This window comes from Breznakia sp. PF5-3 (assembly GCF_029504745.1).
Taxonomy (GTDB): Bacteria; Bacillota_I; Bacilli_A; order Erysipelotrichales; family Erysipelotrichaceae; genus Breznakia.
Genome location: NZ_JAQFIQ010000005.1, coordinates 42,226 through 58,365, shown reverse-complemented (window position 1 = coordinate 58,365; position 16,140 = coordinate 42,226). Strand labels below are relative to the sequence as shown.

Genomic DNA, 16,140 nt, shown 5'->3' with positions numbered 1-16,140 from the left:
GGAGGAGATAGGAGGTCATATGGGTACTTTAATAGTTTACTGTCAAAGTACTGGTAAGGAACTTTTTAGAAAAAAATGTTCTCATGATTTTGAGCGAAGCGAAAGACCTTATAAAGTAAACTTTGACGTTGTTATTCCATTAACAAATGAAAATTGGTATTATCGATTAGAGTACATATCTGGTAAGGAGACGTTGGTATCAGAAGATTGTTGCTTTAATGGAAACTATGAGAACCATTGTTCATTTATTTGTAACGATTTAACATTGAGGTTTTAAGGGGTATTAGATATTTGGCCTATAAAAAGGATGTGATTCATCAGAAATCGCATCCTTTTTTTGTTATTGTGTTATAGTAATTCTTTTCTTAGTGTCGCTCCATCTTTTTCATGTAGATAAGCAGGAGCTATATCAAATACGGTTTTACATCCAAATTGTCCTTCTTGGTGTAAACGATAGGCTGCTCTTGCATAGGCAACCAAAACACTAGAAGTGAATTCAGGGTTTGAATCTAAATTTAAGTGGTATTCAATAATATTTTTGTTTTCTAAATCAAAACCAGTTTTTCCACTTCTGAATACAACACCACCATGAGGGATACCACGATGATTTTTTTCTAACTCTTCTTTGCTGATAAAATTTACTGTTGTATCATAGTCAGCGAAATAATTTGGCATGGTTTTAATAGTTTCTTCAATACTGTTTAAATCAGCATCTTCTTTCGCAACAACAAAGCATTCTCGTAAATGCTTTTGACGTGTTGTTAGAGTAGGTGTTTCTCCATTACGAATCTTTGTTAGTGCATCTTCTATAGGTATAGTATATTGTCTAGCATCCAATACGCCATCAATTCTACGAATTGCATCTGAATGTCCTTGACTGACACCTTTTCCCCAGAAAGTATAATCTTCTCCTTGCGGTAAGACAGCTTGTCCATAAAGACGATTCAAAGAGAATAGTCCTGGATCCCATCCTACAGAGATAATGCTTATCATTTGGTTTTTATTACTTGCATTATTTACTTTTTCAAAATGTTCGGGGATTTTCGCATGTGTATCAAAACTATCAATTACATTAAAATGTTCTGCGAAAGCTACTGTTTGGGTAGGTAAATCATTTGCACTTCCACCACATAAAATCATAACATCAATGTTATCTTTCATTGTATATGCATCATCTAATTTGTATACAGGAACATCTGTAATTGTTTTTAATGTATTTGGTTCTCTGCGTGTAAACACACCAACCAATTCCATATCATTGCTATGAGTAAGTGCACTTTCTACACCTTTACCCAAATTTCCATATCCTACGATTCCAACTTTTATTTTCATGATATTACTCCTTATAATGTAATATTTTACCATTTTTCAAAAGATATCACTACGTAAAATTTTATTCTTTAAATAGTTTTTAATATGATTTTACCTTTTTTTACCCCATCAATAATTTCTTTATGTGCTTGTGATGCTTGTGATAAAGGTAGTGTTTCTTCTACCAGAATATTCATTCCTAGAGTAATTGCATGATTTATTTTTTTAAGCAATGAAAGATATGTTTGCTTATCTGTGTTAATCAGATTCATTCCAAGTACTTGAAGATTTTTACTCATTAAACTTCGAGGATTAAATTCTAAAGGACCACGACTACCAACTACAACAATTTTCCCAAATGTATCTAGTATGGTTGTATCTTTCATAAGGTTTTTATCTGCAGCCATTTCAATAATCGTATTTAGTCCAGTATCTGTAAGTTCTTTAATTTTATCTATATAGTCTTTATCATGATGATTAAATGTATAATCAGCACCTAAGGATTGAATGTAGTTTAATCCTTCTTCATTTCCTGCACTACCATAGACAATAGCATTTTCTTGTTTTGCTAACTGTACAGCAAAGGAACCAACTCCACCACTTGCTCCATGAATAAGGACTTTTTCTTTTGCTTTGATCTGTGCTCGCTCATACAGTGCGTAAGCAGCTGCTAATCCAGGGGTGCCAATTGCTGCACCTTGTGAAAAAGATAGTGTATCAGATAATGGGTGAACAGCATCTGCATCACAAACTACATATTCAGCATAGGTTCCACTATTTACTATCGCTAAGATTGCAGCAACATATACACGTTGTCCTTTTTTTAAATGGAATACATTAGAACCGATTTCATCTACGATTCCTGCAGCATCATTTCCAGGGGTATAAGGTAGCTTAGGAAGGCGTGTATAGTGTCCACTGCGAATATAGGTTTCTACAGGATTCACACCGATGGCAGCTACTTTTATTCGTACTTGTCCTTCGTTTGGAGTGGGAATAGGTATATCCGTATACTGAAGAACATGTTCATCCCCAAACTCATTTACAACAATTGCTTTCATGTGATTACCTCCATATATTTCTATTTTAGTATAATCAATCGTCTTGTGATAACCAAATGTTATACTTACAAGATTATTTGATAATGATGAAATAATCTTAATTTCAAGTAAATCATAAGCATGAAATAATGCTATAATATTTCTAAGCAATAAGAATTGCTTACTCTATTACAGTGAGAGAGTATAAGCAAACACTGTAAAATAGATGGTGCACGTTTTACTACGTGAGAATAGGGAATAAGGAAAGCCTTAACTGTCCTAGCAGCTGTGAGTGTGACAAGACATAGTGACCACTGTATGAAAATATGGGAAGGAATGTTGCGGATGAACACGAGTCAGAAGACCTGCCATCGATGATTACATTGATCATTCTCTAGGAGAAGAATGAAGAAAGAGAGAGGAAAAGTGAAGAAGAAAACAAAACAAATTGTAGTTGCAGCGATAGCTTTGATCGTTGTGGTTGCAGGGATTTTTTTGTATCAACAATTGGGTCAAGATAAAGGAGATAAAGAAATCCATATTATGATTAAAGCAGATGGTAAAACCTTGTATAAAGAAAGTGTTGATACGGATGCAGGAACATTAGCAGACTTGTTAAAGGAGTTGGAACAAGAAGGGGAAATAAAGCTTGATTATGAAGATCAATCTTATGGTATGTATATCAAAGGGATGGGAAAAAACAAGCTATATAAAGAAAATCCAAAAGCAAATAAATATTGGGTTTATTCATCAGAAAATAATAAATCTTGTATTGAAGCTGGTTATTGTGATGCAGCCAACGCTTTGAAGATAACAGATCAAGATTACTTTGTTTTTGAATTAAGTGAAATAACATATTAATATGAATTCATTAAAGAATATTGTTATTTATACAATGTGTGCAGCAATTGTAGTTGTTTCAAAAGAATTACTAGTATTTCTACCAAATATTGAATTGGTTAGTTTTTTACTAATTCTATATACATTAAATTTTGAACTAAAAGGAAGTATTTTTATTGTTGTAGTATTTAATTTTGTTCAAATGCTATTATATGGAATTAGTATTTGGACACCGATGTATTTTATTGTGTGGATATTGTTAGTGTTTCTTGTATATGTTTTAAAAAACATTCTAACAACCTATACGAAATGTGCAATATTTAGTGGAATCTTTGGGCTTATATTTGGCTTTTTATTTTCTATACCTTATTTTGTTATTTCGTTTAAAATGGGATGGATTTACTTTTTAAAAGGAATTCCATTTGATTTAATCCACGGAATATCAAATTATTTAATCATGTTAATATTATTTGATAAAAGCAATGTAGTGATCAATACATTAAGTGAACGTTATAAATTGTAAAGAACTAAAAACCGAAGTTTAGTATTTTTTGGTTTGTAATATATAAGAATTTTATATCAAATTCAAGTGATAAAAATAAAATCTGAAACCGCTTGCATTCAATGTTTGGCTATGCTAACATTAGAATTGTAAAGTGGATAGTGATTGTTTCTACAGATTTGTTGAAGGAATCAATTTGTAATACAAGCTAAACCTATTTACGATTGTTTTTATAATAATCGTGAATAGGTTTTTTATTTGACATAGTAAAATGGTCATAACATCAAAGGATGTGTTGATATAAGAAAGGAGGAGATTTGTATCGATTTATAATTTTTTTGGATGGTGACATTAAGTTGGCCAAACCTCAGCTTTCAAAGAGATTTGTATTTAAGTATTAGTGGATAGCAAAAAGTTTAATAACAATTAAACATGGGAAGGTATTTAAGACAAGAATTTTAAATTTGACAAATAAGGTTAAAAAATGAAAGTAGAGGAATAAAATGAAAAAGAATAGTTCAAGAATATTTAAGGGAATATTGGCAGCGAGTGCTGCAATAGGTGTATTTGCTACTGTCCCTTCTGCTGTTTCAGCAGCTGGTGAAATAAAATATACAGTAGAAACAAAGGACATCCATACCATTAACGAAAGTGCTGAAGGAACTACAAAAGTTGATTTTGTAACAAACCCAAACAATGGTCCTATTTTAGGAATCCTTCACAATACAGATGGTACAGATGGAAAGAATAAATATATCTTAGAAGAAGTAGATGGCGATTATACATATGCTTTTAAAGATATGAATAAAAATGGTTCTTTAGATGCTTATGAAGACTGGCGTCTTGATGTTGATACAAGAGCTGAGGCTTTAGCAAATTACTTAGTAACAACAGATCCTGATGGTATCAAAAAGATTGCTGGATTGATGTTATTTAGTAGTCATGAATCAAATAGTAAAGCTGGATTGACACAATCACAAAAAAAATATTTGACAGATAGCTATGTTCGTAATATTACGGATGCTGCTGGTAATGATGTAAGTGATTCCGTGGGTTGGACAAATGCAATGCAAGCGTTTGTTGAAACAAGTGATTTTAATGTTCCAGTGGACTTTAGTTCTGATCCAAGATCAACTGCTGGTTCTGGGGACTTGTATTCAAGTGCTGCAGAAGGTTCAGATATTTCAGCTTGGCCTTCAAACCTAGGAATGGCTGCAACGTTTAGTACAGAACATATGTACAACTTTGCTAAAGCTACATCAGCTGAATATCGTGCAATGGGAATTGTTACAGCTTTAGGACCACAAATAGACTTAGCTACCGAACCTAGATGGCTTCGTGTAGGAGGAACATTTGGTGAAAACACAGCATTGGCAACGGCTATGGCTCAAGCATATGTTGATGGTTCACAATCATCTTATGATGGTGCTGGAAATGATTTAGGATGGGGTTCAGACTCTATCAATGCTATGATTAAGCATTTCCCTGGTGATGGTGCTGGTGAAGGTGGTCGTGAATCACATACAGCAGCTGGAAAATATGCGGTTTACCCTGGTGGAAATTATGATGAACATTTACTTCCTTTCACTGAAGGTGGAATGAAATTAAATGGAAAAACAGGTTCTGCAACTGCTGTTATGACATCATATTCAATTGGTGTTGATGCTGATGGAAATTCACAATTTGGCGATCAACTTGTAGGTTCTGCGTACAATATCGCAAAAATGAGCTTATTAAGAGATACTGATAAAATTGGATTTGATGGTGTTGTATGTACTGACTGGGGTGTAACTAGCTTTGGAGGATTTGGTATGGCATGGGGTGCTGAAGCACTTTCAACAGCAGATCGTCATTATGAAATATTAATGGCAGGAACAGATATGTTTGGTGGAAACAACAATGCTGAACCAATTGTATTATCTTATAACCGAATGGTTAGTGAAAAAGGAAAAGCATGGGCAGACAACCGTTTTGCAACTTCAGCAAAACGCTTGATTAAACTTACAATGCAACCTGGTATGTTTGAAAATCCATACTTAGATGTTGCAGCATCTGAAGCATCTGCTGGAAATGCAGAAAAAATGCAAGCAGGATATAATGCACAATTAGATTCTATTGTTATGTTGAAAAATGCAGACAATACAATTCAAGCAGCTGCTAACAATGAAAAAGATCCTAAGAGTATGAAAGTATATATTCCAATGGTTTACACAAAAGAACAACCTGGTATCTTTGGTAGCACACCTGCTGGATGGGCTCCTTCAATGAATTTAGATGTAGCACGTTCAATCTATGGAGAAGTAATTACAGATAATGGTAATGATACAGATGGTTATACAGTACCTGATTTAACAGGTGTAGATAAAGTAATCGTTGGAATTCGTTCTCCTATGAATGGAGGATTATTCTCTAATACAGGTCGCTATACAAAAGACGATGGAAGCTATGGATACTATCCATTATCATTACAATATGGTGATTATGTAGCAGATGGTGAGAATGTAAGAAAAGAATCAATTGCTGGAGATACATTGGATGATGGATCAAAAGAAAATAGATCTTACTATGGAGAAACATCACGTTTAATTAATTCTCATGATTTAGATATCGTATTGAATGCGGTAGAAGCAGTAGAAAAAACAGGAAAAGATATTCCAATTGTTGTTGCAATGAACGCAAGTGGTCCTGCAATCGTATCTGAATTTGAAGATAAAGTAGATGCAATTGTGGTTGGATTCTCAGTAAGTGATGCAGCAATTCATGACGTTATCAATGGTAATCATGAGCCAAAAGGATTGCTACCAATGCAATTCCCAAGAGATATGGATACAGTAGAAGCAAACCTTGAAGATGTAGGGGAAGATGTAATTCCTTATTTAGATACACAAGGAAATACATATGATGTAGCTTATGGATTAAATTGGGCAGGATTGATTGATGATGATCGTGTTGCTACATATAATCCAAGTAGACCTACAACGCTTATTGATAAGTTAGTAATCAATGCTAATAACTTCAAGTTAAACAATGATGAAGCTAGCAAAGTAACAGCTGAAATATTAATTAAAAAAGCTGGAGCGAATGCAAAATGGACGAAAACAAGAGCAAGAGCAAATGAACCAGTGGATATCAGCGTTGATGCTGCACAAGTGGCAGCAATTAAAAAAGCTGGAAAAGCAGGTGGTGAATTTGATGTAACATTTACTGCAACATCAGGTTCTACAAAAGAAACTATTACCGTAAAAGGAGTAGTTGCTGCAGGTTCATCTGCATCTACATCTACAGGAGCAGGAAGTGGAACAAACACAGGGGACACTACTGACTTTGGTGGATATGCAATGGCGGGTATCCTTGCATTCTTAGTTGCTGCAGGTATCTTAGCGAAAAGAAAAAGAGCAAGAGTATAATAAATATTTTTGATAGAATATAGGCATAAAAAAAGCTTCTCATCATATAATTGAGAAGCTTTTGCTATTTAATGTTGTTCACTTCTTCTAAAGAAGAATGAGTACACGGCAATTGTTAAGATAGCACCAATAAGTGCTGGTACAAATGCAAATCCTCCGATGACTGGACCCCAGTTACCAAATAAGGATGTACCTACCCAACTTCCAATAAATCCGAAGATAATATTTCCAATGATTCCAGCAGGAGTTCCTTTACCTAGGATAAATCCTGCTATAGCACCAATGATGCCACCGATAATCAATGACCAAATAAAACTTAACATACGATTATCTCCTTTCCATCTTCCATTCTTTAATGACTTGCTCTGTTAGAAACTTCTTTTGCTTTGGTATGGACTTTTTTATTTGTTTTTGATGCTTTACTTTTCACGTCTTTTTTTGTATGTTTCGCATCTTTTTTTACTGTCTTACTTTCGCTTTTCATTTTGTCACTCAAAGCATCTGCTTTTTCAACAACCTTATCTTTTAAATTGTTTGCTTCATCACTAACTTTATCAGCAACTTCTTTTATGTCATCTTTTAATTCTTTTCCTTTTTCCTTAGCTTTTCCACCGATTTTTTCAGCTTCTTTGCTAACGCTTTCCTTTACTTCTTCCATTTTTGTTTTAAAGTCTTCCATAATAAATTCCTCCTTCTTTACGAGGACCTTTCCCGTCCTTGCTTATATCTTAGCATTAACATAATTTTATGCCATTCATTTGCTCGTTTTTATATGTAATTAAATATGCTATACTTTTAAATATAGAGGTGAAACAATGGCAAAAAAGATAAGTGATGAAGTATGTTTAGAGAATGTTGAAAAAATGAAAGCATTATTTTCAAATGTGATTGAAGATGCGAATCGCTTCCGTGTTGTTTATGGTTGTGGTGTGGATGTAGGAATGATGAATTTTATCGTTGTAAGACAAACGACATACACATATGCAAGTTATGCAATTGGTTTTGATGAGGATGCAAATGAAATTGTCATTTTACCAATTGATCGAGATTTAAGTGCATATGGGGATCCTATTTATGTAAAACATGATGAAGTAAAAAAAGCAAAAATTGCAATGTTCTCTAAGGAGATAAGAATTCATGCTAATAAATTTCCTAAAAAATACATTACCTTTACAGTCCAAGAAATGCTGAATCAAGACCCAGATGAAGTCGTCCTTTGCGTAAAACAAGAAGATGATGCCAATGCTTTCTTAAATTTTTTTAAAACTAAATTCTCATAAAAAAAGCCCTTTGTTATCAAAGGGTTTCTTCATTCAATATTTTTTTTGTATTGGCAAAATGGAATTTGCTAACATGTAATAATTCGTTTTCACTATACATGTCTATAAATTTTCTTCCTGCTTCATCGACGTGTGCACCAGCTCCTTTAGGGAATGGAAAATCGTATTTCTCACTCATTTTTGCCAGCGTATTTAAAAAATAATAACGAGCAATGATAGAAGCACAGGCTACACTAATATATTTACTTTCAGCTTTAGTTTCAAAATGGATGTTTTCAACAACATCTGCTTCACCACTCAAGTAACGAAAATAATTTTTAGGTGGGGTAAATTGATCAACATAGATGGTATCTAGTTGTAAGTTGAATTTTTTCTTTAAATTTAAGAAAGCTTGATTATGTAACTTTGCTTTAATTTGGTTCATGTTATTGTGTTCATGCACTTGATTGTATTTGGTATTATTTAAAATTAGAATACTGAATTTTAAAGTATCGATTAAAACGGGTGCAATTTTTAAAATATCTTCATCTTTAATTTGCTTTGAATCTTGAATATGAAACGTTGATAGCAATTCTAAATCTTTTTTTTCTACATAGGCAGCGCAGACAACAACAGGACCAAAATAATCTCCAGTACCGACCTCATCACTTCCTGCTTGTGGATATGTTGAGGTAAGCGTTTCTTCTTTGCTTGCTTGTGGCTCAACAACACCACTGTAAAAAGCAGCACCTTCACCTTGAAAGACAACTTTTAAAGATTCATAGGCAGTGATTACACAATCACTCATACGAATTTGGAAAAGTGCATAAGGGGGAGTTTTACAAACTTTCCCTGCACTTAAAGAAGCATACAGTCGTTCAATCTCAGCTTTTGTATATACCTTTGTAATCGTCATAAAAACACCTCGGTTTCATTTTATCATAAATCTGTTTGAAAGTTGCATTAACCTATGGTTTACTTTAAAATAAATATGAGGTGGGCTATGGAATTTCCTTTACAATTTAGTATTTTGATAACGATTGGTATTGTTATCATGCTGGTATATTATATTTGGAAGGGATACCGTAATGGTTTGGTTTTAGAAGCGATTATTACGATATCCTTATTACTTTGTGTATGTATTGGTTGGTGGCTTTCGGATGTGATGAAAGATGTTTTTTTACTAGTGCCTGCATCTTTACTTAATACAGGTATTACAACGCTTGATAAACTGGTAGTTGAATTAGCTAATCGGATGGCTTGGTTTGGACTTCTATTTGTTGTTGTCAATATTTTATTAAGAATTGCACGAGGATATATAAGAAAGCTAAATAAGCTTACACTCGTTGGTAGTGTTAATCAAGTGCTGGGAAGTGTTTTAGCCTTTTGTAAAGGATTAATTTATACAATCATTATCATTGTCTTTATTTCTAGCCCTATATTTAGTAATGGTAAAGTAGCTTTGGATAAGGCAGGGTTAATTCCTATACGTACCATGATTGGTGAACATGTACCAATTGCTAAAAATGTATTACAAGTGTTTGATACGGTTGATAAAGCTAGAGAAGATGGTAATTTTGATTGGGAAACATTGATAGAACAATAATTTGGAGAATATATGATAGAACAATACGAAGGATTAGATTTTGAGGTAGTAAAAGAAGCAATTGTTAAACATTGCTCATTTTCACTATCAAAAAAAGCGATACAAGAGAAACAGCCAGTCTTTGATTATTTAATCGCGCAACGCGATTTAGAAAGAGGAAAGCAGGCGTTAAAATTATATAAACATCATGAGTCACCAATTTTTGCAGGTATTCATGATTTTTACAATACTTTCAAAGATGTTGGAAAAGGTAAAATTGTAAGTACCAAAGAACTTTTTGATATTGCAAGCTTTATGGGTGCTTATCAACATATGAAGAATTATAAAAAAAGGATTGAAATTGAAGCAGAGATCATTAAAGATTTAATAGCTTCTTTAAGTGACCATACAGCTATTCAGGTAGCGATTGAAAAGAAAATCAACGCCAACTATGAAGTGCGTGATGATGCTACGCCAGCATTAGCAGATATCCGTCGTAACATTCATCATTGCGAACAAGAAATCACCAAGAAGACAAGTGAGATAATGAGCAAATATAGTAGTATTTTAATGGAAAACATTACAGCTACACGTAACAATCGAACAACTTTGTTGGTAAAGAGTAGTGATAAACATAAAATTAAAGGGTTTATTCATGATGAAAGTGCATCTGGACAGGCTGTGTATATTGAGCCTGAAGCGCTTTTGATATTAAATAATCGCTTGCAATCATTACGAGCAAATGAGAAGAATGAAATTGAACGAATTTTAAAAGAGCTATGCTTATTAATTATGCCTCATGTGGATGAGTTGGCAGCTAATCTAGATACTTATACCTTATTAGATACGTTATTTGCTCAAGCTAAATGGGCAGATAAATTAGGTGCAGTCTATAGTGAATTGAATGAAAAGGGAACACGGTTGTATTTTAAAGATGCACGCCATCCTTTGATAGAAGAAGAGAAAGTAGTATCAAATACATATGAAATAGCACCACCAAATCGACATTTATTAATTAGTGGATCAAACACAGGTGGAAAAACGGTTACATTGAAAACGATTGGTTTGTTTACAATTATGACAATGAGCGGTTTGCCAATTCCTTGCGAGGAAGCAATCGTTCCTCTTTTTGATGATGTGTTTGTGGATGTTGGAGATTTTCAATCAATTTTGGAATCGTTATCTACCTTTTCTGCACACTTATCAAGACTATCTACGATTTTAAATAAAGCAAGTTCTCGTTCTTTAGTATTATTAGATGAACTTGGTTCAGGAACGGACCCGAGTGAAGGGGAATGCTTAGCAATCGCAATTTTAGAATATTTGCGTGAACATAAAATTATGAGTGTTGCGACAACCCATTATTCAAAAGTAAAAGAATATGCGAAAACTCAAGATGAAATATTAATGTCAAGTGTAGGTTTTAATTTGGATACGATGACTCCTACTTACAAATATATGAGTGGGTTTAGTGGAAATTCCAATGCTTTGGAGATTGCGAAAAGATATCACATCAAAGATGAGATTTTAGAATATGCTTATAAATTAAGAGAAGCAAGCTATTCGGATCAGGAGCGGTTGATTGAAAAACTTGAAAAAGATCGTATGGAATTGCTGGATCAACAAACACTTTTAAAAAATCAACAAGAGCAGTTAGAAAAAGAAAAACAAAACTTAATAAGTACCCAAGCAAAGCAACAAGAAACGCAAGATAAATTATTAAAAGAAGCATATGCAAAAGCAGAACAAGTAATTGATGATGCCAAGGAACAAGCAAAATCGGTAATTGATGAGTTGCGTTCTATGAAACAGGTAAAAGAGCATGAGATTATTGAGGCAGTTAGTAAATTAAAAACTGAAACTATGAAAGAGGATCCATTGCCAGAAGTGGTGGAGACGTTTGCTCTGCATGATTATGTGAAAGTAAAAGGCTTACAATATCAAGGAGAAATAATTTCATTGAAAGGCAATAAAGCAACTATCTCAACAAATGGTATGCGTATGAATGTAAAAGTAAGTGATTTAACACATACTCACCGCCCAGTGAAGAAAAAGGTAGCTAGTGTCTCTTCTTCATCTTCTGTAGCACGTCCTAAAATGGAATGTAATGTTATTGGAATGCGAGTGAGTGAAGCCTTGCCAGTAGTTGAAAAATATTTGGATAATGCGCTGTATCATAAAATGTATACAGTAACGATTATCCATGGTAGTGGTACAGGAGCGCTTCGTAGTGCCATTCATGAGATGTTGAAGAAGCAAAAATATGTCAAAACTTTCCGCTTAGGTGGTGAGTTTGAAGGAGGGTTAGGAGCAACTGTAGTAACGTTAAAAGGTGGTAAAGATGGCTAACATGGAAAAAATCGAAGACAAATTGGCCTTGCTTCCAGCAAAGCCAGGTTGTTATTTGATGAAAGATAAGAATCAAGAGATTATTTATGTAGGGAAAGCAGTTCGTTTAAATAGTCGGGTGCGTTCTTATTTTCGTGGTGCCCATGATTATAAAACAACAAAATTAGTAAGCAATATTGATGATTTTGAATATATTGTTTGTGATAGTGAAAAAGAAGCTTTGTTGTTGGAAATTAATTTAATTAAAAAGCATTCACCAAAATATAATATTATGTTCATGGATGATAAAAGTTATCCATATATAAAATTAACTACAGATAAAGCACCAGTGTTAACTGTTACAAGAAAACTTACAGATAAAAAAGCATATTATTTTGGACCTTTTCCTGATGCACGAGCAGCTCATCAAACCAAAGATTTATTAAATAAAATTTATCCATTGAGAAAATGTAAACACATGCCTAAGCGAGCATGTTTGTATTATCATTTAGGTCAATGTTTAGCACCTTGTATCAATGATATTGATCCTGCGATTTATGAAAAGATGGCAAATGATATCAAAAGGTTTTTACGTGGTGACACAAAGGCCATTGTTCAACAATTAGAAGAACAAATGCATGCAGCTAGTGATAAGTTGGATTTTGAAAGAGCGCAAGAATTGCATGAATTGATTGAATCGATTCACCATGTAGCAATGAATCAGCATGTACAATTTAAAGATAGAAAAGATCGAGATGTATTTAATTACTATTATGATAAGGGGTATTTATGTATTCAAGGATTCTTTTTGCGTAATGGTAAAATCTTAGAACGTGCTTTATCTATTACGCCAATTTATGAGGAAATAGAAGATGCATTTGTATCTTTTATTATGCAATATTATAGTAAAAATCCTTTACCACAGGAATTATTAATACCAAAAGATATTCACACAGATCTTGGTGATTATTTAGATACAAAAGTAATGAAACCACAACGAGGTGAAAAATTACGTTTAATGGAAATGGTCAAAGGAAATGCTAAAAAAGCCCATGAAGATAAATTTGAATTAGTAAAACGTAAGGATAATAATCGCATCCTTGCCCTTAAAGAATTATCTGATATTTTTCATAAACCAATTCATTCTATTGAAATCTATGATAACTCACACATTAGTGGAGCGTTTAATGTATCAGGAATGGTTGTGTTTAAAGATGGTTTACCATCTAAGAAAGATTATCGTATTTATAAATTGGATACTTATATTTCAGATGTAGATTCCATGAAAGAAGTTGTATACCGTCGTTATCTTCGACTTTTAAAAGAACAACAAGTACAAAATGATTTATTAATTGTAGATGGTGGTTTACAACAGATTAATGCAGTGAAAGAAATCTTAGATGCTCTTGAAATTGATATCTTATTATGTGGCTTGGTAAAAGATGATCGACATCGTACAAATAATTTAATGGATCGAAATGGAGATATTATTCCCATTCGTAGAGATAGTCCACTTTTCTTTTTATTAACACAGATGCAAGATGAAGTGCATAGATTTGCAATTACTTATCATAAGAAACTACGTTCTAAAGCACAAACAAAATCAATTTTAGATGAAGTTAGTGGATTGGGAAAAGTTCGTAAGAATAAGCTATGGAATCATTTTCGAAGTATGAAACGTTTAAAACAGGCAACGATAGAAGAAATATCACAGATCGTTCCAGAAGCGGTCGCAAAAAATGTATATGAAGTGATTCATCATGATGAGACATAGGAGGAAAAAATATGAAAACACTTTTGTATAATGGAATTGTTGTAGTTGATGGGCATACAAGTTTGGAACAAGGTGGTGTATTAATTGAGGGAGATAAGATTATTGAAGTGTTAGCTGCCAATGATCCTAAATTCCAAATATATCAACAAGACCACGACGTTGTATTTGAAGATGTTAAGGGAAACTATATTATGCCGGGTTTAATTGATATTCATATGCATGGTGGTGTAGGTAGTGATTTTATCGATGCTACGAAAGATGATATACATAAGATTGCACATAATTTAGTGGAAGATGGATGTACAGGCTTTTTAGCTTCTCTTACAGCGGTATCACAAGAAGAGATAGTTGAGACGCTAAAAATGTATGCAACAATTGAAGATGATGGAAATGGTGCACACTTCTTAGGTGTTCATGGGGAAGGTCCTTATTTAAGTAGAGAATATAAAGCCGTTATGATTGAAGAGCACTTGCGTGCTCCTTCAATAAAAGAATTGGATGAAATGATAAGTGCATCTGACAATCGGATTAGACAGATGACAATTGCTCCAGAATTGGATGGAATGATGGAGTTTATTGAGTATGGAGCAAAGCATAATATCGCAATGATGATTGGTCATAGTGCTGCAGATAGTAAAACAACAACAGCAGCAATCAAACATGGGGCCGTTGGGTTTACGCATCTTTATAATGCAATGAGCCAGCATCTTCATCGTACTCCAGGAGTGGTAACATCAGCTTTTATTAATAAAGATGCATATGTGGAACTTATTGCTGATGGATTTCATGTAGATCCAGAAGTAGTGTTGATGACGTATTTGAATAAAGGAGCTGAAAAGATTGTTCTTATTACTGATGCGATGTTGGGAAAAGGAATGCCTGATGGAGAATTTTATTTTAGTGGTAAAAATTGTATAAAAGATGGCTATAGTGTAACTGTGATTGAAACAGGACGCAGAGCAGGTTCAGCTGTGGGATTAGACTATGTTATTCGTACTATGGCAGAGATTACTGGGTGTACAGTAAACGAAATTGTTCAGATGGCTTGTATAAATCCATCAAAGGTTATTAAGATAGATACGTTAAAGGGAACGTTGGAAGTAGGAAAAGATGCAGATATTTGTATTATGGATAAAAATTATCAAAATCAACAAACTTATGTATCTGGAAAATGTGTATATAAAAGATAAAACATAGGAGTTTCCTATGTTTTTTTAATTCTCTATACATTAGAAATTTAGTGTGGTTTCTTTCTTACTTTGATGAATAGCATTGTCGGATGTTTTATTCTTTGATATAATAAACAAGTAAATTTGGATGGTGATAATTATGGGACGTGCATTTGAAGTACGTAAAGCCAGTATGGCAAAAACAGCAGCAGCAAAAACAAAAGTATATTCAAGATATGGAAAAGAAATATATGTAGCTGCGAAAAACGGTGAACCTGATCCAGAGATGAATGCAAACTTGAAGAAGACAATCGAGCGTGCAAAAGCAAATCAGGTACCAGCAGATGTTATAAAAAGAGCAATTGAAAAAGCAAAGGGTGGAACTGGTGAAAATTATCAAAGTTCTACTTATGAAGGTTTCGGTAGCGGTGGAGTTGCCACGGTTGTTATCGAGTGTTTAACAGATAATCCAAACCGTACCATTGCTGATTTAAGAGGTGCTTTTAATAAGGCGAAAGCAAAAATGGGAGTTAGTGGTTCAGTGTCATTCAACTATGAAAGTGTTGGACAGATTGTAATTCCTTATACAGATGAAGATACAATGCTAGAAACTTTGTTAATGGCTGATGTGGATGTGAAAGAGATTGAAGTAGAAGATGAACACATGTCAATTACTACTTCACCACAGGACTTATATAAGGCTAAAGAGGAAATTGATAAGTTGATTCCAGATGTTACATTTGATGTATTGGAACTAACGATGTTACCAAATGAATATGTAACACTAGATGGAGATGATAAAATGTTGTTTCAACGCTTATTAGATCTATTAGATGATGTTGATGATGTACAAAATGTATATCACAATGTGGAAGGATTATAAAATACTCTTAATAAGAGTATTTTTTACTACCTATGTTATCTA

The 16,140-nt window shown here is 33.5% G+C and carries 15 protein-coding genes and 1 riboswitch; of the genes, 10 read left to right on the top strand and 5 right to left on the bottom strand.

Annotated elements, in window-relative coordinates:
- Positions 1-19: 19 nt before the first annotated feature.
- Complete coding sequence (locus M2475_RS02205) at positions 20-277, top strand: hypothetical protein (RefSeq protein WP_277489307.1); 258 nt, start codon at positions 20-22, stop codon at positions 275-277.
- A 71-nt stretch (positions 278-348) separates the two neighbouring features.
- Here the strand turns inward: M2475_RS02205 and M2475_RS02200 are convergent, their stop codons facing one another.
- A complete protein-coding gene (locus tag M2475_RS02200) occupies positions 349-1,332 on the bottom strand; it encodes a diaminopimelate dehydrogenase (protein ID WP_277489306.1) in 984 nt (327 codons plus the stop codon).
- Between the two features lie 68 nt (positions 1,333-1,400).
- Positions 1,401-2,522 carry an NADPH:quinone reductase gene (locus tag M2475_RS02195; protein ID WP_277489305.1) on the bottom strand — a complete coding sequence of 374 codons (1,122 nt, stop codon included), beginning with the start codon at positions 2,520-2,522 and terminating at the stop codon, positions 1,401-1,403.
- Positions 2,523-2,561: 39 nt separating this feature from the next.
- Positions 2,562-2,739, top strand: a riboswitch (cobalamin riboswitch).
- Between the two features lie 17 nt (positions 2,740-2,756).
- Between M2475_RS02195 and M2475_RS02190 the strand changes: the two genes are divergently transcribed.
- The 3 genes from M2475_RS02190 to M2475_RS02180 all read left to right on the top strand — a co-directional run bounded on the left by M2475_RS02190 (position 2,757) and on the right by M2475_RS02180 (position 7,100).
- Entirely contained in the window at positions 2,757-3,212 is a 456-nt protein-coding gene (locus M2475_RS02190; RefSeq protein WP_277489304.1) for a hypothetical protein, read from the top strand.
- Between the two features lies 1 nt (position 3,213).
- Positions 3,214-3,714, top strand: a complete 501-nt coding sequence (locus M2475_RS02185; RefSeq protein WP_277489303.1) for a hypothetical protein — start codon at positions 3,214-3,216, stop codon at positions 3,712-3,714.
- A gap of 482 nt (positions 3,715-4,196) precedes the next feature.
- Positions 4,197-7,100: a glycoside hydrolase family 3 N-terminal domain-containing protein gene (locus M2475_RS02180; RefSeq protein WP_277489302.1), complete on the top strand. Its 2,904-nt coding sequence runs from the start codon at positions 4,197-4,199 to the stop codon at positions 7,098-7,100.
- A gap of 68 nt (positions 7,101-7,168) precedes the next feature.
- On the opposite strand, the gene M2475_RS02175 is transcribed toward M2475_RS02180, so the two are convergent.
- Together M2475_RS02175 and M2475_RS02170 are read right to left on the bottom strand one after the other, a co-directional pair.
- Positions 7,169-7,423 carry a GlsB/YeaQ/YmgE family stress response membrane protein gene (locus M2475_RS02175; RefSeq protein ID WP_277489301.1) on the bottom strand — a complete coding sequence of 85 codons (255 nt, stop codon included), beginning with the start codon at positions 7,421-7,423 and terminating at the stop codon, positions 7,169-7,171.
- Positions 7,424-7,452: 29 nt separating this feature from the next.
- Positions 7,453-7,779 (bottom strand): YtxH domain-containing protein, encoded by a 327-nt coding sequence (locus M2475_RS02170; protein ID WP_277489300.1) that lies wholly within the window; start codon positions 7,777-7,779, stop codon positions 7,453-7,455.
- Positions 7,780-7,915: 136 nt separating this feature from the next.
- Here M2475_RS02170 and M2475_RS02165 point away from each other — a divergent pair, with 136 nt between their 5' ends.
- Positions 7,916-8,380, top strand: a complete 465-nt coding sequence (locus M2475_RS02165; protein ID WP_277489299.1) for a hypothetical protein — start codon at positions 7,916-7,918, stop codon at positions 8,378-8,380.
- A 16-nt stretch (positions 8,381-8,396) separates the two neighbouring features.
- On the opposite strand, the gene rnhC is transcribed toward M2475_RS02165, so the two are convergent.
- A complete protein-coding gene (gene rnhC / locus M2475_RS02160; RefSeq protein WP_277489298.1) occupies positions 8,397-9,275 on the bottom strand; it encodes a ribonuclease HIII in 879 nt (292 codons plus the stop codon).
- A gap of 87 nt (positions 9,276-9,362) precedes the next feature.
- Here rnhC and M2475_RS02155 point away from each other — a divergent pair, with 87 nt between their 5' ends.
- From M2475_RS02155 to M2475_RS02135, 5 genes are all read left to right on the top strand, one after another.
- The gene (locus M2475_RS02155; protein ID WP_277489297.1) at positions 9,363-9,965 is read left to right on the top strand and encodes a CvpA family protein; all 603 of its coding nucleotides are present in this window, start codon (positions 9,363-9,365) and stop codon (positions 9,963-9,965) included.
- A gap of 12 nt (positions 9,966-9,977) precedes the next feature.
- Positions 9,978-12,293, top strand: a complete 2,316-nt coding sequence (locus M2475_RS02150; protein WP_277489296.1) for an endonuclease MutS2 — start codon at positions 9,978-9,980, stop codon at positions 12,291-12,293.
- Positions 12,286-14,046, top strand: coding sequence for an excinuclease ABC subunit UvrC (gene uvrC / locus M2475_RS02145; RefSeq protein WP_277489295.1), 1,761 nt, complete (start codon positions 12,286-12,288; stop codon positions 14,044-14,046). The genes M2475_RS02150 and uvrC overlap by 8 nt, the downstream gene beginning before the upstream one ends.
- A gap of 11 nt (positions 14,047-14,057) precedes the next feature.
- Complete coding sequence (gene nagA, locus M2475_RS02140) at positions 14,058-15,236, top strand: N-acetylglucosamine-6-phosphate deacetylase (protein WP_277489294.1); 1,179 nt, start codon at positions 14,058-14,060, stop codon at positions 15,234-15,236.
- Positions 15,237-15,375: 139 nt separating this feature from the next.
- Positions 15,376-16,098 carry a YebC/PmpR family DNA-binding transcriptional regulator gene (locus tag M2475_RS02135; protein ID WP_277489293.1) on the top strand — a complete coding sequence of 241 codons (723 nt, stop codon included), beginning with the start codon at positions 15,376-15,378 and terminating at the stop codon, positions 16,096-16,098.
- Positions 16,099-16,140 lie beyond the last annotated feature (42 nt).

Excerpts from the sequence above, each read along its gene's own strand:
- M2475_RS02175 (WP_277489301.1), bottom strand. The coding sequence starts at position 7,423 with ATGTTAAGTTTTATTTGGTCATTGATTATCGGTGGCATCATTGGTGCT.
- uvrC (WP_277489295.1), top strand. The coding sequence starts at position 12,286 with ATGGCTAACATGGAAAAAATCGAAGACAAATTGGCCTTGCTTCCAGCA.
- rnhC (WP_277489298.1), bottom strand. The coding sequence starts at position 9,275 with ATGACGATTACAAAGGTATATACAAAAGCTGAGATTGAACGACTGTAT.
- M2475_RS02155 (WP_277489297.1), top strand. The coding sequence starts at position 9,363 with ATGGAATTTCCTTTACAATTTAGTATTTTGATAACGATTGGTATTGTT.
- M2475_RS02200 (WP_277489306.1), bottom strand. The coding sequence starts at position 1,332 with ATGAAAATAAAAGTTGGAATCGTAGGATATGGAAATTTGGGTAAAGGT.
- M2475_RS02135 (WP_277489293.1), top strand. The coding sequence starts at position 15,376 with ATGGGACGTGCATTTGAAGTACGTAAAGCCAGTATGGCAAAAACAGCA.
- M2475_RS02205 (WP_277489307.1), top strand. The coding sequence starts at position 20 with ATGGGTACTTTAATAGTTTACTGTCAAAGTACTGGTAAGGAACTTTTT.
- M2475_RS02150 (WP_277489296.1), top strand. The coding sequence starts at position 9,978 with ATGATAGAACAATACGAAGGATTAGATTTTGAGGTAGTAAAAGAAGCA.
- M2475_RS02190 (WP_277489304.1), top strand. The coding sequence starts at position 2,757 with ATGAAGAAAGAGAGAGGAAAAGTGAAGAAGAAAACAAAACAAATTGTA.
- M2475_RS02180 (WP_277489302.1), top strand. The coding sequence starts at position 4,197 with ATGAAAAAGAATAGTTCAAGAATATTTAAGGGAATATTGGCAGCGAGT.
- M2475_RS02170 (WP_277489300.1), bottom strand. The coding sequence starts at position 7,779 with ATGGAAGACTTTAAAACAAAAATGGAAGAAGTAAAGGAAAGCGTTAGC.
- nagA (WP_277489294.1), top strand. The coding sequence starts at position 14,058 with ATGAAAACACTTTTGTATAATGGAATTGTTGTAGTTGATGGGCATACA.
- M2475_RS02185 (WP_277489303.1), top strand. The coding sequence starts at position 3,214 with ATGAATTCATTAAAGAATATTGTTATTTATACAATGTGTGCAGCAATT.
- M2475_RS02165 (WP_277489299.1), top strand. The coding sequence starts at position 7,916 with ATGGCAAAAAAGATAAGTGATGAAGTATGTTTAGAGAATGTTGAAAAA.